18 protein-coding genes are annotated in these 14989 nt (G+C 64.3%); 8 read left to right on the top strand and 10 right to left on the bottom strand.

Annotation, left to right across the window (positions count from 1 at the left end):
* Positions 1 to 15: 15 nt before the first annotated feature.
* From R4P57_RS26500 to R4P57_RS26490, 3 genes are read right to left on the bottom strand one after another with little or no spacing between them, the layout of a single operon-like run.
* Positions 16 to 2385 (bottom strand): lysylphosphatidylglycerol synthase transmembrane domain-containing protein, encoded by a 2370-nt coding sequence (locus tag R4P57_RS26500; protein ID WP_317805862.1) that lies wholly within the window; start codon positions 2383 to 2385, stop codon positions 16 to 18.
* Between the two features lie 9 nt (positions 2386 to 2394).
* Positions 2395 to 2982, bottom strand: coding sequence for a GNAT family protein (locus tag R4P57_RS26495; RefSeq protein ID WP_317805861.1), 588 nt, complete (start codon positions 2980 to 2982; stop codon positions 2395 to 2397).
* Positions 2951 to 4234, bottom strand: a complete 1284-nt coding sequence (locus R4P57_RS26490; protein ID WP_317805860.1) for an MFS transporter — start codon at positions 4232 to 4234, stop codon at positions 2951 to 2953. Before R4P57_RS26490 ends, R4P57_RS26495 begins: the two co-directional genes overlap by 32 nt.
* 93 nt (positions 4235 to 4327) lie before the next feature.
* On the opposite strand from R4P57_RS26490, the gene R4P57_RS26485 reads away from it, so the two are divergent.
* The 4 genes from R4P57_RS26485 (at position 4328) to R4P57_RS26470 (ending at position 7028) form a co-directional block, all read left to right on the top strand.
* Positions 4328 to 4642, top strand: coding sequence for a winged helix-turn-helix domain-containing protein (locus R4P57_RS26485; protein WP_317805859.1), 315 nt, complete (start codon positions 4328 to 4330; stop codon positions 4640 to 4642).
* A 34-nt stretch (positions 4643 to 4676) separates the two neighbouring features.
* On the top strand, positions 4677 to 5825 hold the full coding sequence (locus tag R4P57_RS26480) for a macrolide family glycosyltransferase (protein ID WP_317805858.1): 1149 nt from the start codon (positions 4677 to 4679) through the stop codon (positions 5823 to 5825).
* Between the two features lie 31 nt (positions 5826 to 5856).
* Positions 5857 to 6420, top strand: coding sequence for a pyridoxamine 5'-phosphate oxidase family protein (locus R4P57_RS26475; protein WP_317805857.1), 564 nt, complete (start codon positions 5857 to 5859; stop codon positions 6418 to 6420).
* Positions 6421 to 6530: 110 nt separating this feature from the next.
* Entirely contained in the window at positions 6531 to 7028 is a 498-nt protein-coding gene (locus R4P57_RS26470; RefSeq protein WP_317805856.1) for an ATPase, read from the top strand.
* A gap of 104 nt (positions 7029 to 7132) precedes the next feature.
* Here the strand turns inward: R4P57_RS26470 and R4P57_RS26465 are convergent, their stop codons facing one another.
* Positions 7133 to 7633 carry a MarR family transcriptional regulator gene (locus R4P57_RS26465; protein WP_317805855.1) on the bottom strand — a complete coding sequence of 167 codons (501 nt, stop codon included), beginning with the start codon at positions 7631 to 7633 and terminating at the stop codon, positions 7133 to 7135.
* 126 nt (positions 7634 to 7759) lie between these two features.
* Here R4P57_RS26465 and R4P57_RS26460 point away from each other — a divergent pair, with 126 nt between their 5' ends.
* Positions 7760 to 8143 (top strand): nitroreductase family protein, encoded by a 384-nt coding sequence (locus R4P57_RS26460; protein WP_317805854.1) that lies wholly within the window; start codon positions 7760 to 7762, stop codon positions 8141 to 8143.
* On the top strand, positions 8140 to 9045 hold the full coding sequence (locus R4P57_RS26455; protein ID WP_317805853.1) for an EamA family transporter: 906 nt from the start codon (positions 8140 to 8142) through the stop codon (positions 9043 to 9045). The genes R4P57_RS26460 and R4P57_RS26455 overlap by 4 nt, the downstream gene beginning before the upstream one ends.
* 97 nt (positions 9046 to 9142) lie before the next feature.
* Here R4P57_RS26455 and R4P57_RS26450 read toward each other — a convergent pair whose 3' ends face one another.
* Complete coding sequence (locus R4P57_RS26450; RefSeq protein WP_317805852.1) at positions 9143 to 9469, bottom strand: hypothetical protein; 327 nt, start codon at positions 9467 to 9469, stop codon at positions 9143 to 9145.
* A gap of 29 nt (positions 9470 to 9498) precedes the next feature.
* On the opposite strand from R4P57_RS26450, the gene R4P57_RS26445 reads away from it, so the two are divergent.
* Complete coding sequence (locus R4P57_RS26445) at positions 9499 to 10248, top strand: alpha/beta fold hydrolase (RefSeq protein ID WP_317805851.1); 750 nt, start codon at positions 9499 to 9501, stop codon at positions 10246 to 10248.
* Here R4P57_RS26445 and R4P57_RS26440 read toward each other — a convergent pair.
* The 4 genes from R4P57_RS26440 to R4P57_RS26425 all read right to left on the bottom strand — a co-directional run bounded on the left by R4P57_RS26440 (position 10228) and on the right by R4P57_RS26425 (position 13327).
* Positions 10228 to 10980, bottom strand: coding sequence for an AIM24 family protein (locus tag R4P57_RS26440; RefSeq protein ID WP_317805850.1), 753 nt, complete (start codon positions 10978 to 10980; stop codon positions 10228 to 10230). The two genes, R4P57_RS26445 and R4P57_RS26440, sit on opposite strands and share 21 nt — an antisense overlap.
* Before the next feature lie 15 nt (positions 10981 to 10995).
* A complete protein-coding gene (locus R4P57_RS26435; protein ID WP_032378609.1) occupies positions 10996 to 11673 on the bottom strand; it encodes an AIM24 family protein in 678 nt (225 codons plus the stop codon).
* 1 nt (position 11674) lies between these two features.
* Positions 11675 to 12283, bottom strand: coding sequence for an AIM24 family protein (locus tag R4P57_RS26430; RefSeq protein ID WP_317805889.1), 609 nt, complete (start codon positions 12281 to 12283; stop codon positions 11675 to 11677).
* A gap of 66 nt (positions 12284 to 12349) precedes the next feature.
* Entirely contained in the window at positions 12350 to 13327 is a 978-nt protein-coding gene (locus R4P57_RS26425) for an LLM class F420-dependent oxidoreductase (RefSeq protein WP_317805849.1), read from the bottom strand.
* A gap of 59 nt (positions 13328 to 13386) precedes the next feature.
* Here R4P57_RS26425 and R4P57_RS26420 point away from each other — a divergent pair, with 59 nt between their 5' ends.
* Entirely contained in the window at positions 13387 to 13767 is a 381-nt protein-coding gene (locus tag R4P57_RS26420) for a VOC family protein (protein ID WP_317805848.1), read from the top strand.
* A gap of 6 nt (positions 13768 to 13773) precedes the next feature.
* Here R4P57_RS26420 and R4P57_RS26415 read toward each other — a convergent pair whose 3' ends face one another.
* Positions 13774 to 14874 carry a S1C family serine protease gene (locus R4P57_RS26415; protein WP_317805846.1) on the bottom strand — a complete coding sequence of 367 codons (1101 nt, stop codon included), beginning with the start codon at positions 14872 to 14874 and terminating at the stop codon, positions 13774 to 13776.
* Between the last annotated feature and the right edge of the window lie 115 nt (positions 14875 to 14989).

The raw sequence follows: 14989 nt of genomic DNA, 5'->3' as shown, positions 1-14989 counted from the left end.
CCTGAATCAGACGAATCAGACCATGTCTCGCTTGGTGAGCCACCGCAATGTCGGCCACCCGAGAAACACCGGCAACCAGCAGGTCAGGACGCGGTAGAGCAAGACCGACGGGACGGCGATGGAGGCGGGCACTCCGAAGGCCGCCAGACCGCCGATGAGCGCGGCCTCCACGGCACCCACACCGCCCGGCGTCGGCGCGGCGGAGGCAAGAGTTCCGCCGATCATCGTCACGACCGTCACGGTGACGAACGTCGTGCCGCCGCCGAAGGCCTCGATGCTCGCCCACAATGCGAGCGCGGCACCCAACGTCGTCGCCGCGCAGCCGAGGATGATGATCGAGAAGCGTTTGGGGTCGCGGGCGAGTTCGCCCAGTTCGCCGAGGACTTCCTTGATCTGCGGCCGGACGGCGACCCGCAGCCAGCGGCGCAGCTTGGGCACGAACATGAACGTCCCGACGACGCCGAAAGCGGCACCTGCGATCAGATACAGCACGGTGTTGCCGGGCACCATGTTCGACAGCCCGGACGAGGTGCCGGCGACGACGCTGAAGAAGATCAGCAGGCTCACGTGCGTGATCACCTGGACGGATTGTTGCAGCGCCACAGCGGCCGTCGCTCGAACCGTTCCCAACCCACCCTTCTGCAGGAAGCGCACGCTCAGGGCCAGTCCGCCGACGCCCGCGGGTGTCGTCGTTGCCGCGAAGGTGTTGGCGACCTGCATCACCGTCAGATTCCAGAAGCTGACCTTGCCCAGCGCGCACGCCCACAACGCAGCTCCGGCACCGATGTACGTCAGTGCGGACACCGCCAGACCGAGCAGAGCCCACCACCAGTTGGCCGAACCGAGCTCGGTGACGAACGCGGGCACCGCACTGATGAACGGGTATGCGACGTAGACCAATCCGATCAACAGCACGAGCGAGATGATCTGGTTGCGGCTGAATCGGGTGACCTGTTCGGCCTCGATCTTGGCGGTGCCGGTCTGCTCGAGAACCTCGAGCCGGACTGCCTTCATCGTCTTGTCGGCGTCGAGCACCGATTGGCGAATGCGAGGCGGGATGGCGGACTTGGTCAATCGACCCGAGGCCGCGATCACGGTCTCGAAGCCGAGTACGTCGATGGCGGTCGCGACGGCGCGCTGGGAGCCGAACAGGTCCGCCGTGGTGAGCAACAACTGCGCGACGTCGGATTGCATCTGGGAAGCCGACGCACCGAGTTCGGCGTGGCCGAAACCGCAGAAGAGGGCATTGCCGTCGTGGATCCTCAGGTCGCCGCGGTGCAGGTCGCCGTGGGAGATCTGGTTCTCGTGCAGGGTGTTCAGAGCCGTCCACAGGGCGCCAAGGGTGGCGTCGTCGTGCTCCGCCTCGATCGGATCACCGATGGGCAGGCTGTGCGCGTACAGGGTCCAACCTCTGTCGAGTGCTGCCACCGCCAGCGGGTGACTGCCCGCCGCACCCAATCCCTTGATGGCCAGGCCCATCAGGGCGCGATGCTCGACTGCCCGGCGCATCGACGCGTGCAGTGGCGCAGTTTCGCTGCCACGCAGCGTGATCCACCGCCAGGACTGGCGCAGGGCACCGCCGCTGCGCTGATTCTGCCCGTACAACTCGACCACCACATCGGCGTCGGGAGTGTGTGCGTTCAACACCAACGGGCCGGGGCCGGCCGGACGGACGACGGTGAAGCTGCGAACGGTGACGCCGCGGCTGTGGAACAGGCGAACCGCCGCGTCGAGCGGAACCTCGAGCGCCGGTGTGCCGACGAGCAACACGATGACGGCTCCGACGAGCCAGCCGACCGCGAGTCCGAGCATCGAGCGAGCCGGGACCACGGTGGAGACGACCAGGTGCATCGGCACGAACGCGAGCAACAGCGTCCACCATGCGCGACGCCACTTCGCGGGTAGACCCGGGCCGGAGACCGTCAGAGCCGCAGCCAGCATCGCGATCCAGCGGGAATCGTCGAGAAACTGCGCGAGGAACGTGTCGAGTCGCTCGGGAACATCGAGGTCCCAGGTGGGAGTGGAGATTCCGGTACCGGTGATCGACAGCGCCAGCGCTGCCAGCAGAGCCGCGGCCGCGTACCCGGCGAGCAGTTTCCACTTGCGGCCCGCGATCAGTCCGATCAGGACGCCGAACGGGAGCGCGAGAATGGCGACGCCGTAGACGATGTAGACGGCATTGGATTGGTCGGGGCTGAGCACGCCGACGATGTTCGATACCGATTCCTCGAGCGCATCCCACTGATTTCTGGTGATCAGCGAACCGGCGATCACCACGCCCAGCAGTGCCGCGGCCGATACGACTCGAATGATGTCGCTGGTTCTCCGCACCAGCGGCTGAAGCAGGTTTCCCGCTACGGGAATGTCCCGCCCATCCACACGCATGGGGTCAACCTACCGTGCGGTACGCCTGCGGAGTTCGTTGCGGACGGTGGGCCATTCGGATTCGATGATCGAGAACACGACGGTGTCGCGCAACGAACCGTCGGACATGCGTTGATGATTGCGCAGAATCCCGTCCTGCTTCGCGCCCAGTTTCGCGATCGCCGTCCGCGACTGCAGGTTCATCCAGTGGGTGCGAAATTCGACGGCGATGCATCCCCATTCCTCGAATGCATGCGTCAACAGCAGCAGTTTGCTCGCGGGATTGGTGCCGGTTCCGTGCGCGGAGCGGGCATTCCAGGTGTATCCGATCTCGACGCGACGGTTGGTGGCGTCGGCGTTGCAGAATGTCGTCGCTCCGATGATCTGCCCGGTGTCGTTGCGGCGCAGCGTGAACGGAAGCATCGTGCCTGCGTCGAGCAGTCCGAGTCGACGGTCGATCTCGGCCGCCATCTCCTCGGGCTTCGGCACGCTGGTGTACCAGAGATTCCACAGCTCGCCGTCGCGCGCGGCGTCGCACAGACCTTCGAGATGATCGTGACTCAGCGGCTCGAGGGTCACCAGATCGTCAGTGAGGGTCACCGGTTGCAGAAAGGACATTCGCCGACGATACGTCGGATCTGCCCGGCCGGGAAAGGGCAATGACTGCCGCGGTGGTGACGGCGACAGCCACGACGACGAGGACGATCACCTCGGTGAAGGCGTGAGCGTAGGCGTCGGCGAATCCGGGTTGTCCGGATGCAGCGGCGTCGGCGTCGGCCTTGTTCGGCACCCTCCCGCGGACGAAGAAGGCCAGCACCCAGGCATAGCCGGCGACCATGACGGCCTCGCTGCCGATGCGGAACAGATTGAGTACCCCGGCGGCGGTGCCGCTGCTGTGCGGCGGGACCGCGGCGAGTGCCTCACCATCGACCAAGCCGATGGGGAGCCCGAACCCGAACCCCAACAGAATCATCGGGACCACGACGGCGGCGAGCGAGACGCCTGGTTGCAGGGCCAGCATGCCGAGGTTACCGAGAACGAGGCAGCCCAGGCTCGCGAGGACAACGCGAGTGGGGGTCACGGCGTCGAACGTGCCGCTCAGTCGAGCGACGGTCAGCGGGGCGACGAGAACAGGAACGGTCATCGCCAGCATGAACAGTCCCGCCCGGCCGGGAGTCAGAGACGCGACGGCGCTGAGCGCGGCGGGCAGGTAGGTAAGCAGGGTGACGAATCCGATGGCTCCGGCGACCGGGACCAGGCACAGAGCGAGGAAACGGCGGTTGCGCAGCAGCGTGAAATCCAGGAGACGGTCGGCGGTGGACTCGGTGCGTAGAGAGGGCAATGCCAGCGTGCCGACGGCGGCGCAGGCAAGGACGAGGGCCTGGGCGGCAAACACTCCGCGCCAATCCACCACGGCGATGAGCAGTCCGGACATCGTCGGCCCGAGTGCGAGGCCGAGCCCGTTGATCGTGCCGAACAGGGCGAACGCCGTAGCTCGTTCGGTGCCGTGAAAATGCAGCGAGAGAATCGACGTGGAACCCACCAGGACCGCAGCGGCACCGATGCCGGCGACCACTCGCGCCGCGTCGAGCAACAACAGAGAGGGTGCCAGCGCACTGACCAGGCTGGCTGCGGCGGTGAGCACGACGCCGATGCGGAACGACGTGCGGTGACCGATGCGATCCGACACCGCACCCCAGACGACGGTGAACAGCGCGAACGACACGTTGAAGCCGTTGACGACCCACTGCAGGGGCGTCGGGTCGGACCCGAGGTCGGCCGCGATCACCGGGAGCGCGATGGCGGTGCCCGAGATGGACATCGGTACGACGAACTGTGCTGCGAGTACGACCGGCAGAACTGCCCTCATGAATCCCCCTGCGCTGAAGTAGGTACGATGATTCTCGTACTAGAGCAGTTTTGAAGGTACGGTGCAAGTCGTACCTATTGTCAGGAGGAGCCGATGGCAGACGAGAACGGGCACCCCGAGCCCGAGGAAATGCAACTCGGTGCAGTGATGTCTGCGCTGGCGGACCCGCTGCGACGCAAGGTGGTCACCGAACTCGTCGGCGACGACGACGGAGCCGAGCGGACCTGTATGTCGTTCGAGTTGGGTGTCACCAAATCGACTCTGACACATCACTTCCGAGTGCTGCGAGAAGCAGGACTGGTATTCCAGGTAGACCGCGGGAACAGTCGCAAAGTGACGTTGCGACGGCAGGAACTGAACGAGCGATTCCCCGGGTTGCTGGATCTGATCGCCAACGAAATCCACTAGCTCTCCGTACGTGATGCGCCCTACGGTGGGCACCATGCACATCGCCATGATCGGCACGACGGCCCCCAGTCACATCTATCCGTCACTGGCCGTGATCGCCGAACTCGTTCGACGCGGCCATCGCGTCACCTATGCCGTCGGGGATTCTCTGGCGAGCATCGTCGAGCCCGCCGGTGTCGAGGTAGTGCCGTTCACCTCGAGACTGCCGACCGGAGAGGAGAACTGGCCCGAGGACCCGGCGTCGGCGATGCAGGTGTTTCTCGACGAGGCCATCGAGTCCTTTCCGGTGCACACCGCGTTCTACGACGACGATCAGCCGGACCTGTTCCTGTACGACATCGGCGGTATGACGGCACCGGTCCTCGGGGTGCGCTACGGGGTGCCGGCCGTACAACTGTCGCCGACGTACGTGGCCTGGGACGGGTACGCCGAGGATCTCGGTGATGCGTTGACCTCGCTTCGGGAGTCGAAAACCGGTGTTGTGTATCGCGATTCCTACGCACGATGGTTGCGAGAGAACGACATCGACGCCGAACCGTGGGAGTGGATCACCTACCCGCAGCACTGCCTGTCGCTGATCCCTGAAGTGATGCAGCCCAATGCGGATCGGGTACCGGATTCGGTCCAGTTCGTCGGGCCGTGCCTGGACCCGGTTCGGCTCGACGACCGAAGCTGGACCGCTCCCGACGCGCCGATCCTGTACATCTCCTTCGGCACCGGATACAACGAGCGACCCGAGTTCTACCGACTGTGCATCGAGACGTTCGGGAACACCGACTGGCATGTGGTGATCTCGATCGGCCGACGCGTCGACCCGGCTGTGCTGGGTGCGCTACCCGCGAATATCGAAGTACACGAGCATGTTCCGCAGCTCGCCGTGCTCGATGTGGCCATGGTGTTCATCACCCATGCCGGAATGGGTGGCTGCACCGAGGCGCTGTGGTTCGGTGTGCCGACAGTGGCGATACCGCAAGCGGTCGATCAATTCGGCAACGCCGCGATGCTCGCCGAACTCGGGGTGGGAGTGCACCTCGAATTCGAGACGGTGACGGCTACGATGCTCGCCGACGCTGTCGCTGCGGCCCGTGAACTGGCATCGCGCGCAACGGAGGTGAGTGCCGAGGTGCGGGCGCACGGTGGCGTCGAACAGGCGGCGAGTGCGGTCGAGGCCTTTCTCGCGTGACGGGTATCGCCGACGACGGTACGGTTCGGGAATGGGGAAGATATTCGAGCGCATCGACGACTCGCTGAAGACCTGGATCCAGGCGCAGCCGATGTGGTTCGTCGGGACCGCGCCACTTCAGGGTGACGGTCACGTCAATGTTTCACCCAGAGGGCATGATTCGCTCTCTGTGCTAGGGGATCGTGACGTTGCGTGGGTCGACTACACGGGCAGCGGAGTGGAGACGATCGCGCACATTCGAGAGAACGGTCGAGTGTGTTTGATGTTCGCCGCGTTCGACTCCCGACCGCGAATAGTCCGTCTGCACGGAACGGGATCGGTTTGGCTGCCGGGCGACCCCATGTTCGACGACGTGGTTGCCCGCCACCCATCGAATCCGAGCACTCGCGCAGTGATTTCGGTCGATGTGACGAGAATCAGCGATTCCTGCGGCTGGGGCGTACCGATCATGGATCTTGCCAGCGAACGCGACTTGATCCAACGGCACGCCGAGAATAAAGGCGTCGACGGCATGGTGAAGTACCGCGCCGAGCGAAACGCCGTCAGTATCGACGGTCTGCCGGGGTTTCCCGGAGGAGCGGACACCCTGAACTGATCGTGAACTCGGTGCCGGTGAGATTTGGTGTCCGGAGGGGTCTGTCCCTGCATGAGCACATTCATCATGACTTCTGCCAGTGCAACCATTGCCTACGCTGTCCGCGGCGCATGAACCCCGTCCGAGAATGTCTCGTCGTGAGTCGAACGATTGCCGCCGATCCGGCGCAGATCTTTGCTGTTCTGACCGACCCCGACCGACATCAGGACACCGAACCCGGCGACTGGGTACGCGCGGCGGTCGATGCGAATCCCATCATCGCGATGGGGCAGGTGTTCGCGGTCAACATGTTCCTCGACGCCGCGGGTGGGCACTACGTGATGCACAATTTGGTGATCGCCTACGTGCAGGATCGAACGATCGCATGGCTGCCGGGAGCACGCGCGGACAATGGCCCCATCGGCTACGGCGGCTGGTGGTGGCGCTACGACCTGGCGGCGGCGGACGAAGGCACTACCGTGACCCTCACCTACGACTGGACCGACACCCCGGAAGCCACCCGCGCAGAAATCGGTGGACTGCCGTCGGTTCCCGAGTCCTTCCTCGCGGAGTCGCTGGCTTCGCTGGCGTCGAGCATGCGTGAATCCGGTGCAGCCGGCCGCGCCTAGCGCGGTCCAGTGCACCCGATTCAGTCCTCCAGGACGCAGACGCTCACGGAGGGCATCGAGTTCGGTGGCCGTCGAGCTGGTCGATCTGGGCTGATCACCTGCAATCAGGCATCGCCGGTGTCGCCGAGGGAGATCGACAACTTTCGTAGAAGCCGGTTCAGCTCGCTTCGTTCGTCGGGTTCGAGCTCCGATACCAGGCGGGCTGCATTGGCCACATGGCCGTCCACGACGCGTTCGACCACGTCGTGTCCCTCGGTGGTCAGCGTAATCAGGATGCTGCGCCGGTTCGCAGGGTCGGTTTCGCGGGTCACGAGGCCCTTCGGCACGAGGCGGTCCACCCGGTTGGTCATCGCGGCCGAGCCGACCATCGTGTGCGCGACCAGGTCTTTCGGCGTCAAAGTGTAGGGCGGACCCGACCTGCGCAGCGTCGCCAACACGTCGAACTCCCAGGGCTCCATGTTCTCCTCGGCGAAGTAGCCGCGGATCTCGTGCTCGACCAATCGAGAGGTCCGCGACAGTCGGCCGACTATGCCCATGGGTGATGCCTCCATCTCGGGCCGCTCTCGTTTCCATTGCTCCAGAAACGAATCGACTGCGTCGGTCAACGAACTCTCCTTGCGCACTGCGGATGTCAATCGATATTTCGACATCGAACTGTTTGACAGACGGTAGCACTGGCCGTAGTCTTTCGGTGTCAAATGATTCGACATCGAAATATTCGGGAACGAGACATGAGACTTTCAGAAGGAATTTCCGTATCGGGCGCGATCAGGTCACGTCGAAGCCATCGGCACTATCTGCCCGATCCGATACCGACACACACGCTCGATCGGGTGCTCGAACTCACGCTCGAAGCGCCGTCCGCATGGAACTACCAGGGCCGATCGATCGTCGTGGTGAGCGACCCCGATGTCCGCGCCGGACTCGAGGCCGCAACCGGTGGTCAACCACACCCCAGGGAAGCCCCGGTCGTGTTGGTCTTTCTCGCCGAGATGAACGCCCTCGTGCAGTCTTCGATCGAGGAGTGCCTCGATGATCAGGCCTTCATGATCCCCGGCATCGCGGATGTCGGGGATAGGTTCTTCGGAACCGTGCACGCCGGGCCGGTTCGATGAAATCCGGGAGCACGGTGCGCGATTCGTTGCTGACCGTCCTCGCGCCCGCGGTCTGGGGAAGCACGTACCTCGTGACCACCGAACTCCTTCCGCCCGACCGTCCTCTTCTTGCATCGGTCGTGCGTGCACTGCCCGCCGGTCTGATCCTCGTCGCATTGGGGCGTGCTTTACCGCAGGGGATCTGGTGGTGGCGCGCGATCGTGCTCGGCGTGCTCAATATCGGCGCGTTCTTCTACTTCCTGTTCGTTGCGGCGTATCACCTGCCCGGCGGTGTTGCGGCACTCGTCATGAGTGTTCAGCCGATGATCGTGCTCGTCCTCGGCGTGGGACTACTGGGGGCGAGGATCACGAGCATTCACATCGTTGCCTGTGTCATGGGTGCAGTGGGGGTGGGACTTCTCGTCCTCCAGTCGAACGCCGGCCTGGATCTGATCGGAGTACTCGCAGGACTCGCGGGTGCCGCCAGCATGGCCTCCGGTCTGGTGCTGACCAAGAGATGGGGCAGGCCCGAGGGCGTCGGGGTACTGACGTTCACCGGGTGGCAGCTGACGGTGGGAGGCTCGGTTCTGTTGCCGTTCATGTTGGTTGGAGAAGGTCTCCCTGACTCCGTTACCACAGAGAACGTATCCGGGTTCCTCTACCTCAGTGTGATCGGTGCGCTTCTCGCCTACGCGGTGTGGTTCCGCGGTATCGGCAAACTTCCCGCGCTTGCGGTGTCGTTCCTGTCGTTCGCTAGCCCACTCGCCGCGACTGTGCTGGGGTACCTCGTTCTGGGCCAGTCACTCTCACCTCTGCAACTGGTCGGTGCTGCGACCGTCGTTGCAGCAGTGATCATCGCGCAACCCATCCGAACGCGCCGCGCCGCGGCCCATTCCACCGTGAAACCGACTCAACCCGTTTGATTCTCGTCCCACAGTGTTCGTCGAATGGGGATACGGGCTGCCGGCAGAGAAGGTCGGCGCGCTACTGACAGTGCTAGCGCAGTCCAGTGCACCCGATTCAGTCTTCGAGGACGCTGACACTCACGCCGTAGGGCAGGAAGCGGACGCGTCGACGCGGATCGGTGTTGTCCTTGTGTGCACGAAGGGCATCGAGTTCGGTGGCGTAGAGCTGGTCGATCTGCGGTGACCCGGCGTCGTCGACGCTGTAGATCGCCCACACTCCGTCACCTTTCTGACCTGTGGTTTCGGGCTCCGGTTTGGCTTTGGGTGCCCCGGCGTTGGAGGCGAACAATGAGCCGACCACCTCACGCAATCCCTCGGTCGCCTCACGGGCGAACTTGTCGAAGTCGTCGGATCCGAATCCGAAAGGTCCTTGGTTGGCCATGGCAGTACCTCCTCAGGTGATACTCCAGTATGCGCGTTTTCTCCGAACAGCCGCCGTGCGTCCGAACGTTCGGATTGCCGGGTAGCTCCGACCAGGCGCTGGTGTTTCTGCACGGGATCGGTTCTGCGGGCGTCCCGGCGTTCGGTGCCGTCGCCACCGATCCAGCGTTGGAGGGTCGAGAGCGTCTACTGCCGGATCTGCTCGGCTCCGGCTTCAGCGACCGTCCGCAGAACTTCGGATACTCCCTCGAAGACCATGCCGCCGCTCTCGCAGACCTGCTCGATCAGCGGAACCTGTCTGCGATCGATCTCGTCGGCCACAGTTTGGGTGGGTCGATAGCCACAGTGCTCGCCTACCGTCGCCCGGACCTGGTGCGCCGGCTGATCGTCCTCGAACCCAACCTGTTGCCGTGGGACGGAACCGCGAGCGTCGAGATCGCGCGGCAGTCGGAGGAGGATTTCGTCCGCAACGGATTCGCGCAGTTGGTCGCCGCCGCCGATTCCGAGTGGGCGTCCACTCTGCGAGTTGCCGATCCCGTTGCGCTGCATCGCACGGCCGTCGGACTGTGCGTGGGACCGGAGCCGACGGTGCAATCCATGCTCGAGTCGCTGAACGTGCCGCGGGTGTTCGCGTACGGAGCGCACACCGGGCTGCCAGCTCAGGCACGCGAATTGACCGCTGCCGGCATCGGTCTCGTGTGCATCGAGGATGCGGGGCACGTGATGATGGCCGACAACCACCGAGGCGTCGTCGAGCTGCTACGCGCCGCCCTGCTGTAGCCGAGCTCCGATGGTGTTGTGGAGCGCTCGCAGCGAGTTCTGGCCCAGCGAGACCGTCTGCGATTCGACGTAGCGCAACAGATGCGTGTCGTTGAGTACCTTCTCGCTCGACTGGATGAGCACCGTGCCGGCACCGGTGAAGTCGAACTGCCGCTCCTCGCCGCTGTTGGCCCCGAGAAATCCGCGGGCTGCGCCGAGGAAGTTCTGCATCCAGTCGGCGTCGAAGTGATGCGAGGGAGACGGGCAATCAGCCCATCCCACAAGCGCTTCCGGGTCGATGCGCAGCGGCGGCTCGGCGAACATGACGGTTCCGTTGGACGAGGCGAGGAACTTACCGGTGCCGAGCAGAGTCAGGAATCCCGGGACGATGGACTGCTTGAGGTCCAGAGTCGGCTCGAACGCAAGCAGATTCGCGGCTCGGATGGTGAGGTTGCCGTCGTCGAGGTCGTAGCTGTTGATGTTGAATCCGCGATCGCCGAGGATCAGCTTGCCCTGGCCCTGCGCCAGCACCCAGTCGTTCGAGTACAGCGGCGACGAGAACCGCGCCGCGACGATGGCAGGCATGGACGTCTGACCGAGCGGCTCGAAACGAACATTGCCGTAGTACGCGATCATCGCGCCCTTCGACGTGAACCACGGCTGACCGGCGAGTTCGACGCAGTATGCGTAGTCGTTGCCGGGGACGTTGTCGTTGACGGGCAGGGTGTACGGGGTGTGGATTTCGAGACCCATGTCTTCGAGTCCTTTCTAGAACTTCTGCTCGGACGCCTGGACCCACACGGTGCCCATACCGGTCATCTTCAGCTGGATCGCCTCGCCGCTGCCCTTGCCGACGGCGTCGCGCCACCCGACGTTCGCGGAGATATCGACGTTGATGTTGCCGATGTGGCAGACGTACGCCTGCGGATCCACCACGACCTGGGGGTGATCGGGCCCGACCTGCAGCGGAGTCGCGCCGCCGTGCGAGAGAACCGCAACGCTGCCCTGGCCGGTCAGTTGTGTCGTGAACAGACCCTGCCCGGTCATCGCACCGCGCACTGCTCCGCGGACGCCGCCCTGGGAGGTCAAGGCCACGATGGAACTCTGGAGGTAGCCGTCGTGCACCAGGAGCCGATCGGCTTCGACGGTGAGCATCGACGAACCGTCGAGATGGATCACCTCGATGTACAGCCCGGCGTGGCCGTAGAAGACCTCGCCCTGCCCCTCGGCGGCCATCATCGCCACGTGCTCGCCCGCCATCATTCGGCCGGCCATCCCGGCAACGCCGCCCATGCCCGGCATCGCACCCGCGCTGCCGCCCATCGAGTGCGGGACGAACCGCACGTCGCCGGTGTAGTAGAGCATCGATCCACGACGCGCGAGCACGTTCTGATTCGGTGCCAGAACGGATTTCACGACTTTGCTGTTGACCAGTTCGAGCGGCACGTCAGCGCTCCTCGGGTTGGATGTAGACGACGCCCTGGCCGTCGAAGCGGAGGGAGAACGCCTCGCCGCTGCCGCCGCCGATGGCGGAACGCCACGTGACGTCGGTGACGAAGCTCTGATTCAGCTGGCCGCGATGGGCGACGAAGGCGTCGGGATCGACGACGAGTGGATACTGCGGATCGACGGCGAGGGCGATGATCGGTCCACCTTTCGATAGCAATGCCACGGTGCCGGATCCGCTGACGACGGTGGTGAACAGTCCCTGGCCGGAACTCGCGCCGCGCAAGCCGGAGAATTTGACGTCCGTCTTCAATTGCCCTGTGAAAGCGAGCAATTGGGAGGACTCGACGTGGAGGTTGTCGCCCTGTACCTCGACGAGGGTGATGTCCTGGGCGTCGACGGCGAAGTAGACCGTGCCCTTGCCGGACACGTCCATCAGCGACAGCGATTCGCCGGTGACCTTCTGTTTGAGCGCGGCGCGGAATCCTCCGCCACCACCCATGCCGGAACTCTTGAAGGCGACATCGCCCTCGTACGCCACCATCGAACCCGACATCGCGCGCAGGGAGTCTCCGGTCAGGTCTGCGACCAAGACACGGTGCCCGTTCATCCTCAGCTGAGCCACGGGGGAACTATGCCACTGCACGCGCCCCCGCGGCTACTGCTGGAGAAAAATCTAGACGAGCTGCTTCAGGGCTTTGCCTGCCAGCTCGACGGCTCCCGGCTGGTGCCCGTTGGTGATCAGGTTGATGATGATGCCGTCGATACCCTGATCGAGGACGCGCTTCTGCACCTGCTCGGCGACGTCGTCGGGGGTTCCGCAGAAGTGCCGATCGGTGGCCTTCGCCGCGTCCTCCTCCGACAGGTTCGTCAGATCGAGGCCCTGCTTGAGCACGAATTCACGCTGCAGCTCCTTGGCCTTGTCACCGTCCTCGTCGATGATGACGAACGCGAGGAAGCTCGTTTCGAGATCCTTGGGGTCGCGGTCGACCTCCTCGCATCGTGCCTGGACCGCCGCGACTTTGCGCGGCAATTCGTTTGCGTCGCAGATGATGTTGAGGTGATCGGCGAACTGCGCGGCCAAGCCGAACGTCTTCTTCTCGCCGCCACCGCCGAGCATGATCGGTAGATCGTCGCGGATGCGGGGCTCGTTCATCGCGTTCTCGACCTGGTACCAGAGGCCGTCGAACGTGGGTCGCTGGCCGCGGAGCATCGGTTCGATGATCTGCAGTGCCTCGTCGAGGCGCTCGAACCGGTCGGTGAACGTGCCGAATTCGAGTCCGAAGCTCTGGTGTTCGAGTTCGTACCAGCCGGCACCGATACCGAGGATCGCGCGCCCGCCGCTGACGACGTCCAATGTGGTGACGGTCTTGGCGAGGATCGCCGGGTTGCGGTAGGTGTTGCCGGTGACCAGCGCGGAGAGCTGGATGGTGTCGGTGGCCGTCGCGAGCGCGGACAGCGCGGAGTAGGCCTCGAGCATCGGCTCGTCGGGCGTGCCGATTCCGGGGAGTTGGTAGAAGTGATCCATCACGAATGCGGTGTCGAACCCGGCCGCTTCGGCCTCGCGCGCCTGCGCGATGACCTGGGGAAAGAGTTCTGCGACCGAACCGTCGTAGCTGAAGTTGGGCATCTGGTAACCGAGGCGAATAGTCACGAGATCCACGCTACTCGGATATCGGCCCGTGGCACGTGCGAGAGCGCGATAATTCGACGATGACAATCTTGAAGTTGACCAGGCAGCCGTTCTCCGGATTCGGCGTCGACGACCTGCAAAGGGCGCGCATGTTCTACGCCGAGACACTCGGTCTGACGGTGACCGACAACGAGATGGGCATGCTCGAACTGCACCTCGGGACGGAGGCGATCGTGCTGATCTATCCGCGTCCGGATCACGTGCCCGCGCAGTACACCATCCTGAACTTCCCGGTTGCCGATATCGAGATCACCGTCGACTCCTTGATCGCCAAAGGGGTTGTGTTCGAGCAGTATCCAGACATGGGAACCGACGAGAGGGGAATCTTTCGACACGGCGGACCGCTGATCGCATGGTTCACCGACCCAGCGGGCAACGTGTTGTCGGTGCTGCAGGACTGAACGATCCTAAGCAGTCGGCGTTCCCTCGTCGAGAGTGACTGTGCCGGAGCTGGTTACGCCTGTGTCATCGACCCATTCGACGACGGCGGAATCTCCCGGAACTGCGCCGATGAGCGCTTCCGACAGATCCGCCGAGGACTCGATGTCCGTGCCGTCCAACGTGACGATGATGTCTCCCGCAGTCAATCCCAGGACCTCCGCCGGGGAATCGGACGTCACCGATACGACGGCCGCCCCGATCGCCGGCTTGTTCTCGAAGACCGACACATCGCGCACCGAGACTCCGAAATACGGTGTGGGGCCCACATGTACTGTGCCGCCGGACTCCCCGGCAAGCACCTGATCGAGTACCGAGACAGCCTCGGCGATGGGTACGGCATACGCCTCGGGTGCCTGCGGGGGTGAGAACTCGGTGCCGTTGCGCGCCTCGTCGGACAACCCCGCGGTGTTCACGCCCACCACACGGCCCCAGGCGTCGAAGAGAGGCCCGCCCGAATCCCCTGCTCGCACATCGGCATCGACGCGAATCATTCGCTCCAACGTATTTCCTGAGCCGTCCACCGAACTGCGAGTACGCACCTGCTGATCGAGGGCGGTCACCGCTCCCGGTGCCGGGACCAATACCCCTGCACCCGAGGCATTCCCGACGGCGGTCACCGCATCACCCACCTCGGGAAGTGGGTCCGGTGCAAGCTCTACCACCGGCAGGTCGGCCGCGGTGATCAACTGCACGACCGCCACGTCACGAGACTTGTCGTAACCCAACACGGTGGCGTCGTAGATCAGTCCGTTGCCCATGTGCACTGCGCTGATCTCGGCGGCGTTTTCGACGACGTGGAAGTTGGTGAGCACGATTCCGTCGGGGGCGACGACGAAGCCGGTGCCTGCGACCCCGGAAAATCCTGCGGACGCCGAGAGGGTGACGACGGTGGGATCGACGCGAGCCGAGAGCTCGTCGAGTGTCAGCGGTGGCGGTTCGACGACGGGTGCGACGGGGGCCGGAATGGCGACGAAGTCTGCGGTTCCGGGATCGAGCTGCGGCGTTGCGAAGAGCCACACGCCGGCAGCGACCAGCGTCAACACCACTGCTCGTCCACCCGACCGCATAGAGACCGATTATGGTCCGGTGGCGATGGTGGTGCCAGCTAGTGGTGTGTCTCCAAAATAATCGATGATTCGTGCATTAGAATTTCGTTCATGAGAGCACCAGTTCCCGCACTAC

Origin of the sequence: Rhodococcus sp. IEGM 1330, from assembly GCF_033142445.1 — a bacterium.
Taxonomy (GTDB): domain Bacteria; phylum Actinomycetota; class Actinomycetes; order Mycobacteriales; family Mycobacteriaceae; genus Rhodococcoides.
Note: the sequence above shows the minus strand (reverse complement) of the source record. Positions and strands in the feature narration are given on the sequence as shown.

Bases quoted from the DNA above. Each gene is read 5' to 3' on its own strand.
- R4P57_RS26440 (WP_317805850.1), bottom strand. From the start codon at position 10,980: ATGGGTCTCGAAATCCACACCCCGTACACCCTGCCCGTCAACGACAAC.
- R4P57_RS26455 (WP_317805853.1), top strand. From the start codon at position 8,140: ATGAAATCCGGGAGCACGGTGCGCGATTCGTTGCTGACCGTCCTCGCG.
- R4P57_RS26460 (WP_317805854.1), top strand. From the start codon at position 7,760: ATGAGACTTTCAGAAGGAATTTCCGTATCGGGCGCGATCAGGTCACGT.
- R4P57_RS26475 (WP_317805857.1), top strand. From the start codon at position 5,857: ATGGGGAAGATATTCGAGCGCATCGACGACTCGCTGAAGACCTGGATC.
- R4P57_RS26420 (WP_317805848.1), top strand. From the start codon at position 13,387: ATGACAATCTTGAAGTTGACCAGGCAGCCGTTCTCCGGATTCGGCGTC.
- R4P57_RS26495 (WP_317805861.1), bottom strand. From the start codon at position 2,982: ATGTCCTTTCTGCAACCGGTGACCCTCACTGACGATCTGGTGACCCTC.
- R4P57_RS26500 (WP_317805862.1), bottom strand. From the start codon at position 2,385: ATGCGTGTGGATGGGCGGGACATTCCCGTAGCGGGAAACCTGCTTCAG.
- R4P57_RS26470 (WP_317805856.1), top strand. From the start codon at position 6,531: ATGAACCCCGTCCGAGAATGTCTCGTCGTGAGTCGAACGATTGCCGCC.
- R4P57_RS26490 (WP_317805860.1), bottom strand. From the start codon at position 4,234: ATGAGGGCAGTTCTGCCGGTCGTACTCGCAGCACAGTTCGTCGTACCG.
- R4P57_RS26445 (WP_317805851.1), top strand. From the start codon at position 9,499: ATGCGCGTTTTCTCCGAACAGCCGCCGTGCGTCCGAACGTTCGGATTG.
- R4P57_RS26480 (WP_317805858.1), top strand. From the start codon at position 4,677: ATGCACATCGCCATGATCGGCACGACGGCCCCCAGTCACATCTATCCG.
- R4P57_RS26415 (WP_317805846.1), bottom strand. From the start codon at position 14,874: ATGCGGTCGGGTGGACGAGCAGTGGTGTTGACGCTGGTCGCTGCCGGC.
- R4P57_RS26450 (WP_317805852.1), bottom strand. From the start codon at position 9,469: ATGGCCAACCAAGGACCTTTCGGATTCGGATCCGACGACTTCGACAAG.
- R4P57_RS26430 (WP_317805889.1), bottom strand. From the start codon at position 12,283: ATGAACGGGCACCGTGTCTTGGTCGCAGACCTGACCGGAGACTCCCTG.
- R4P57_RS26485 (WP_317805859.1), top strand. From the start codon at position 4,328: ATGGCAGACGAGAACGGGCACCCCGAGCCCGAGGAAATGCAACTCGGT.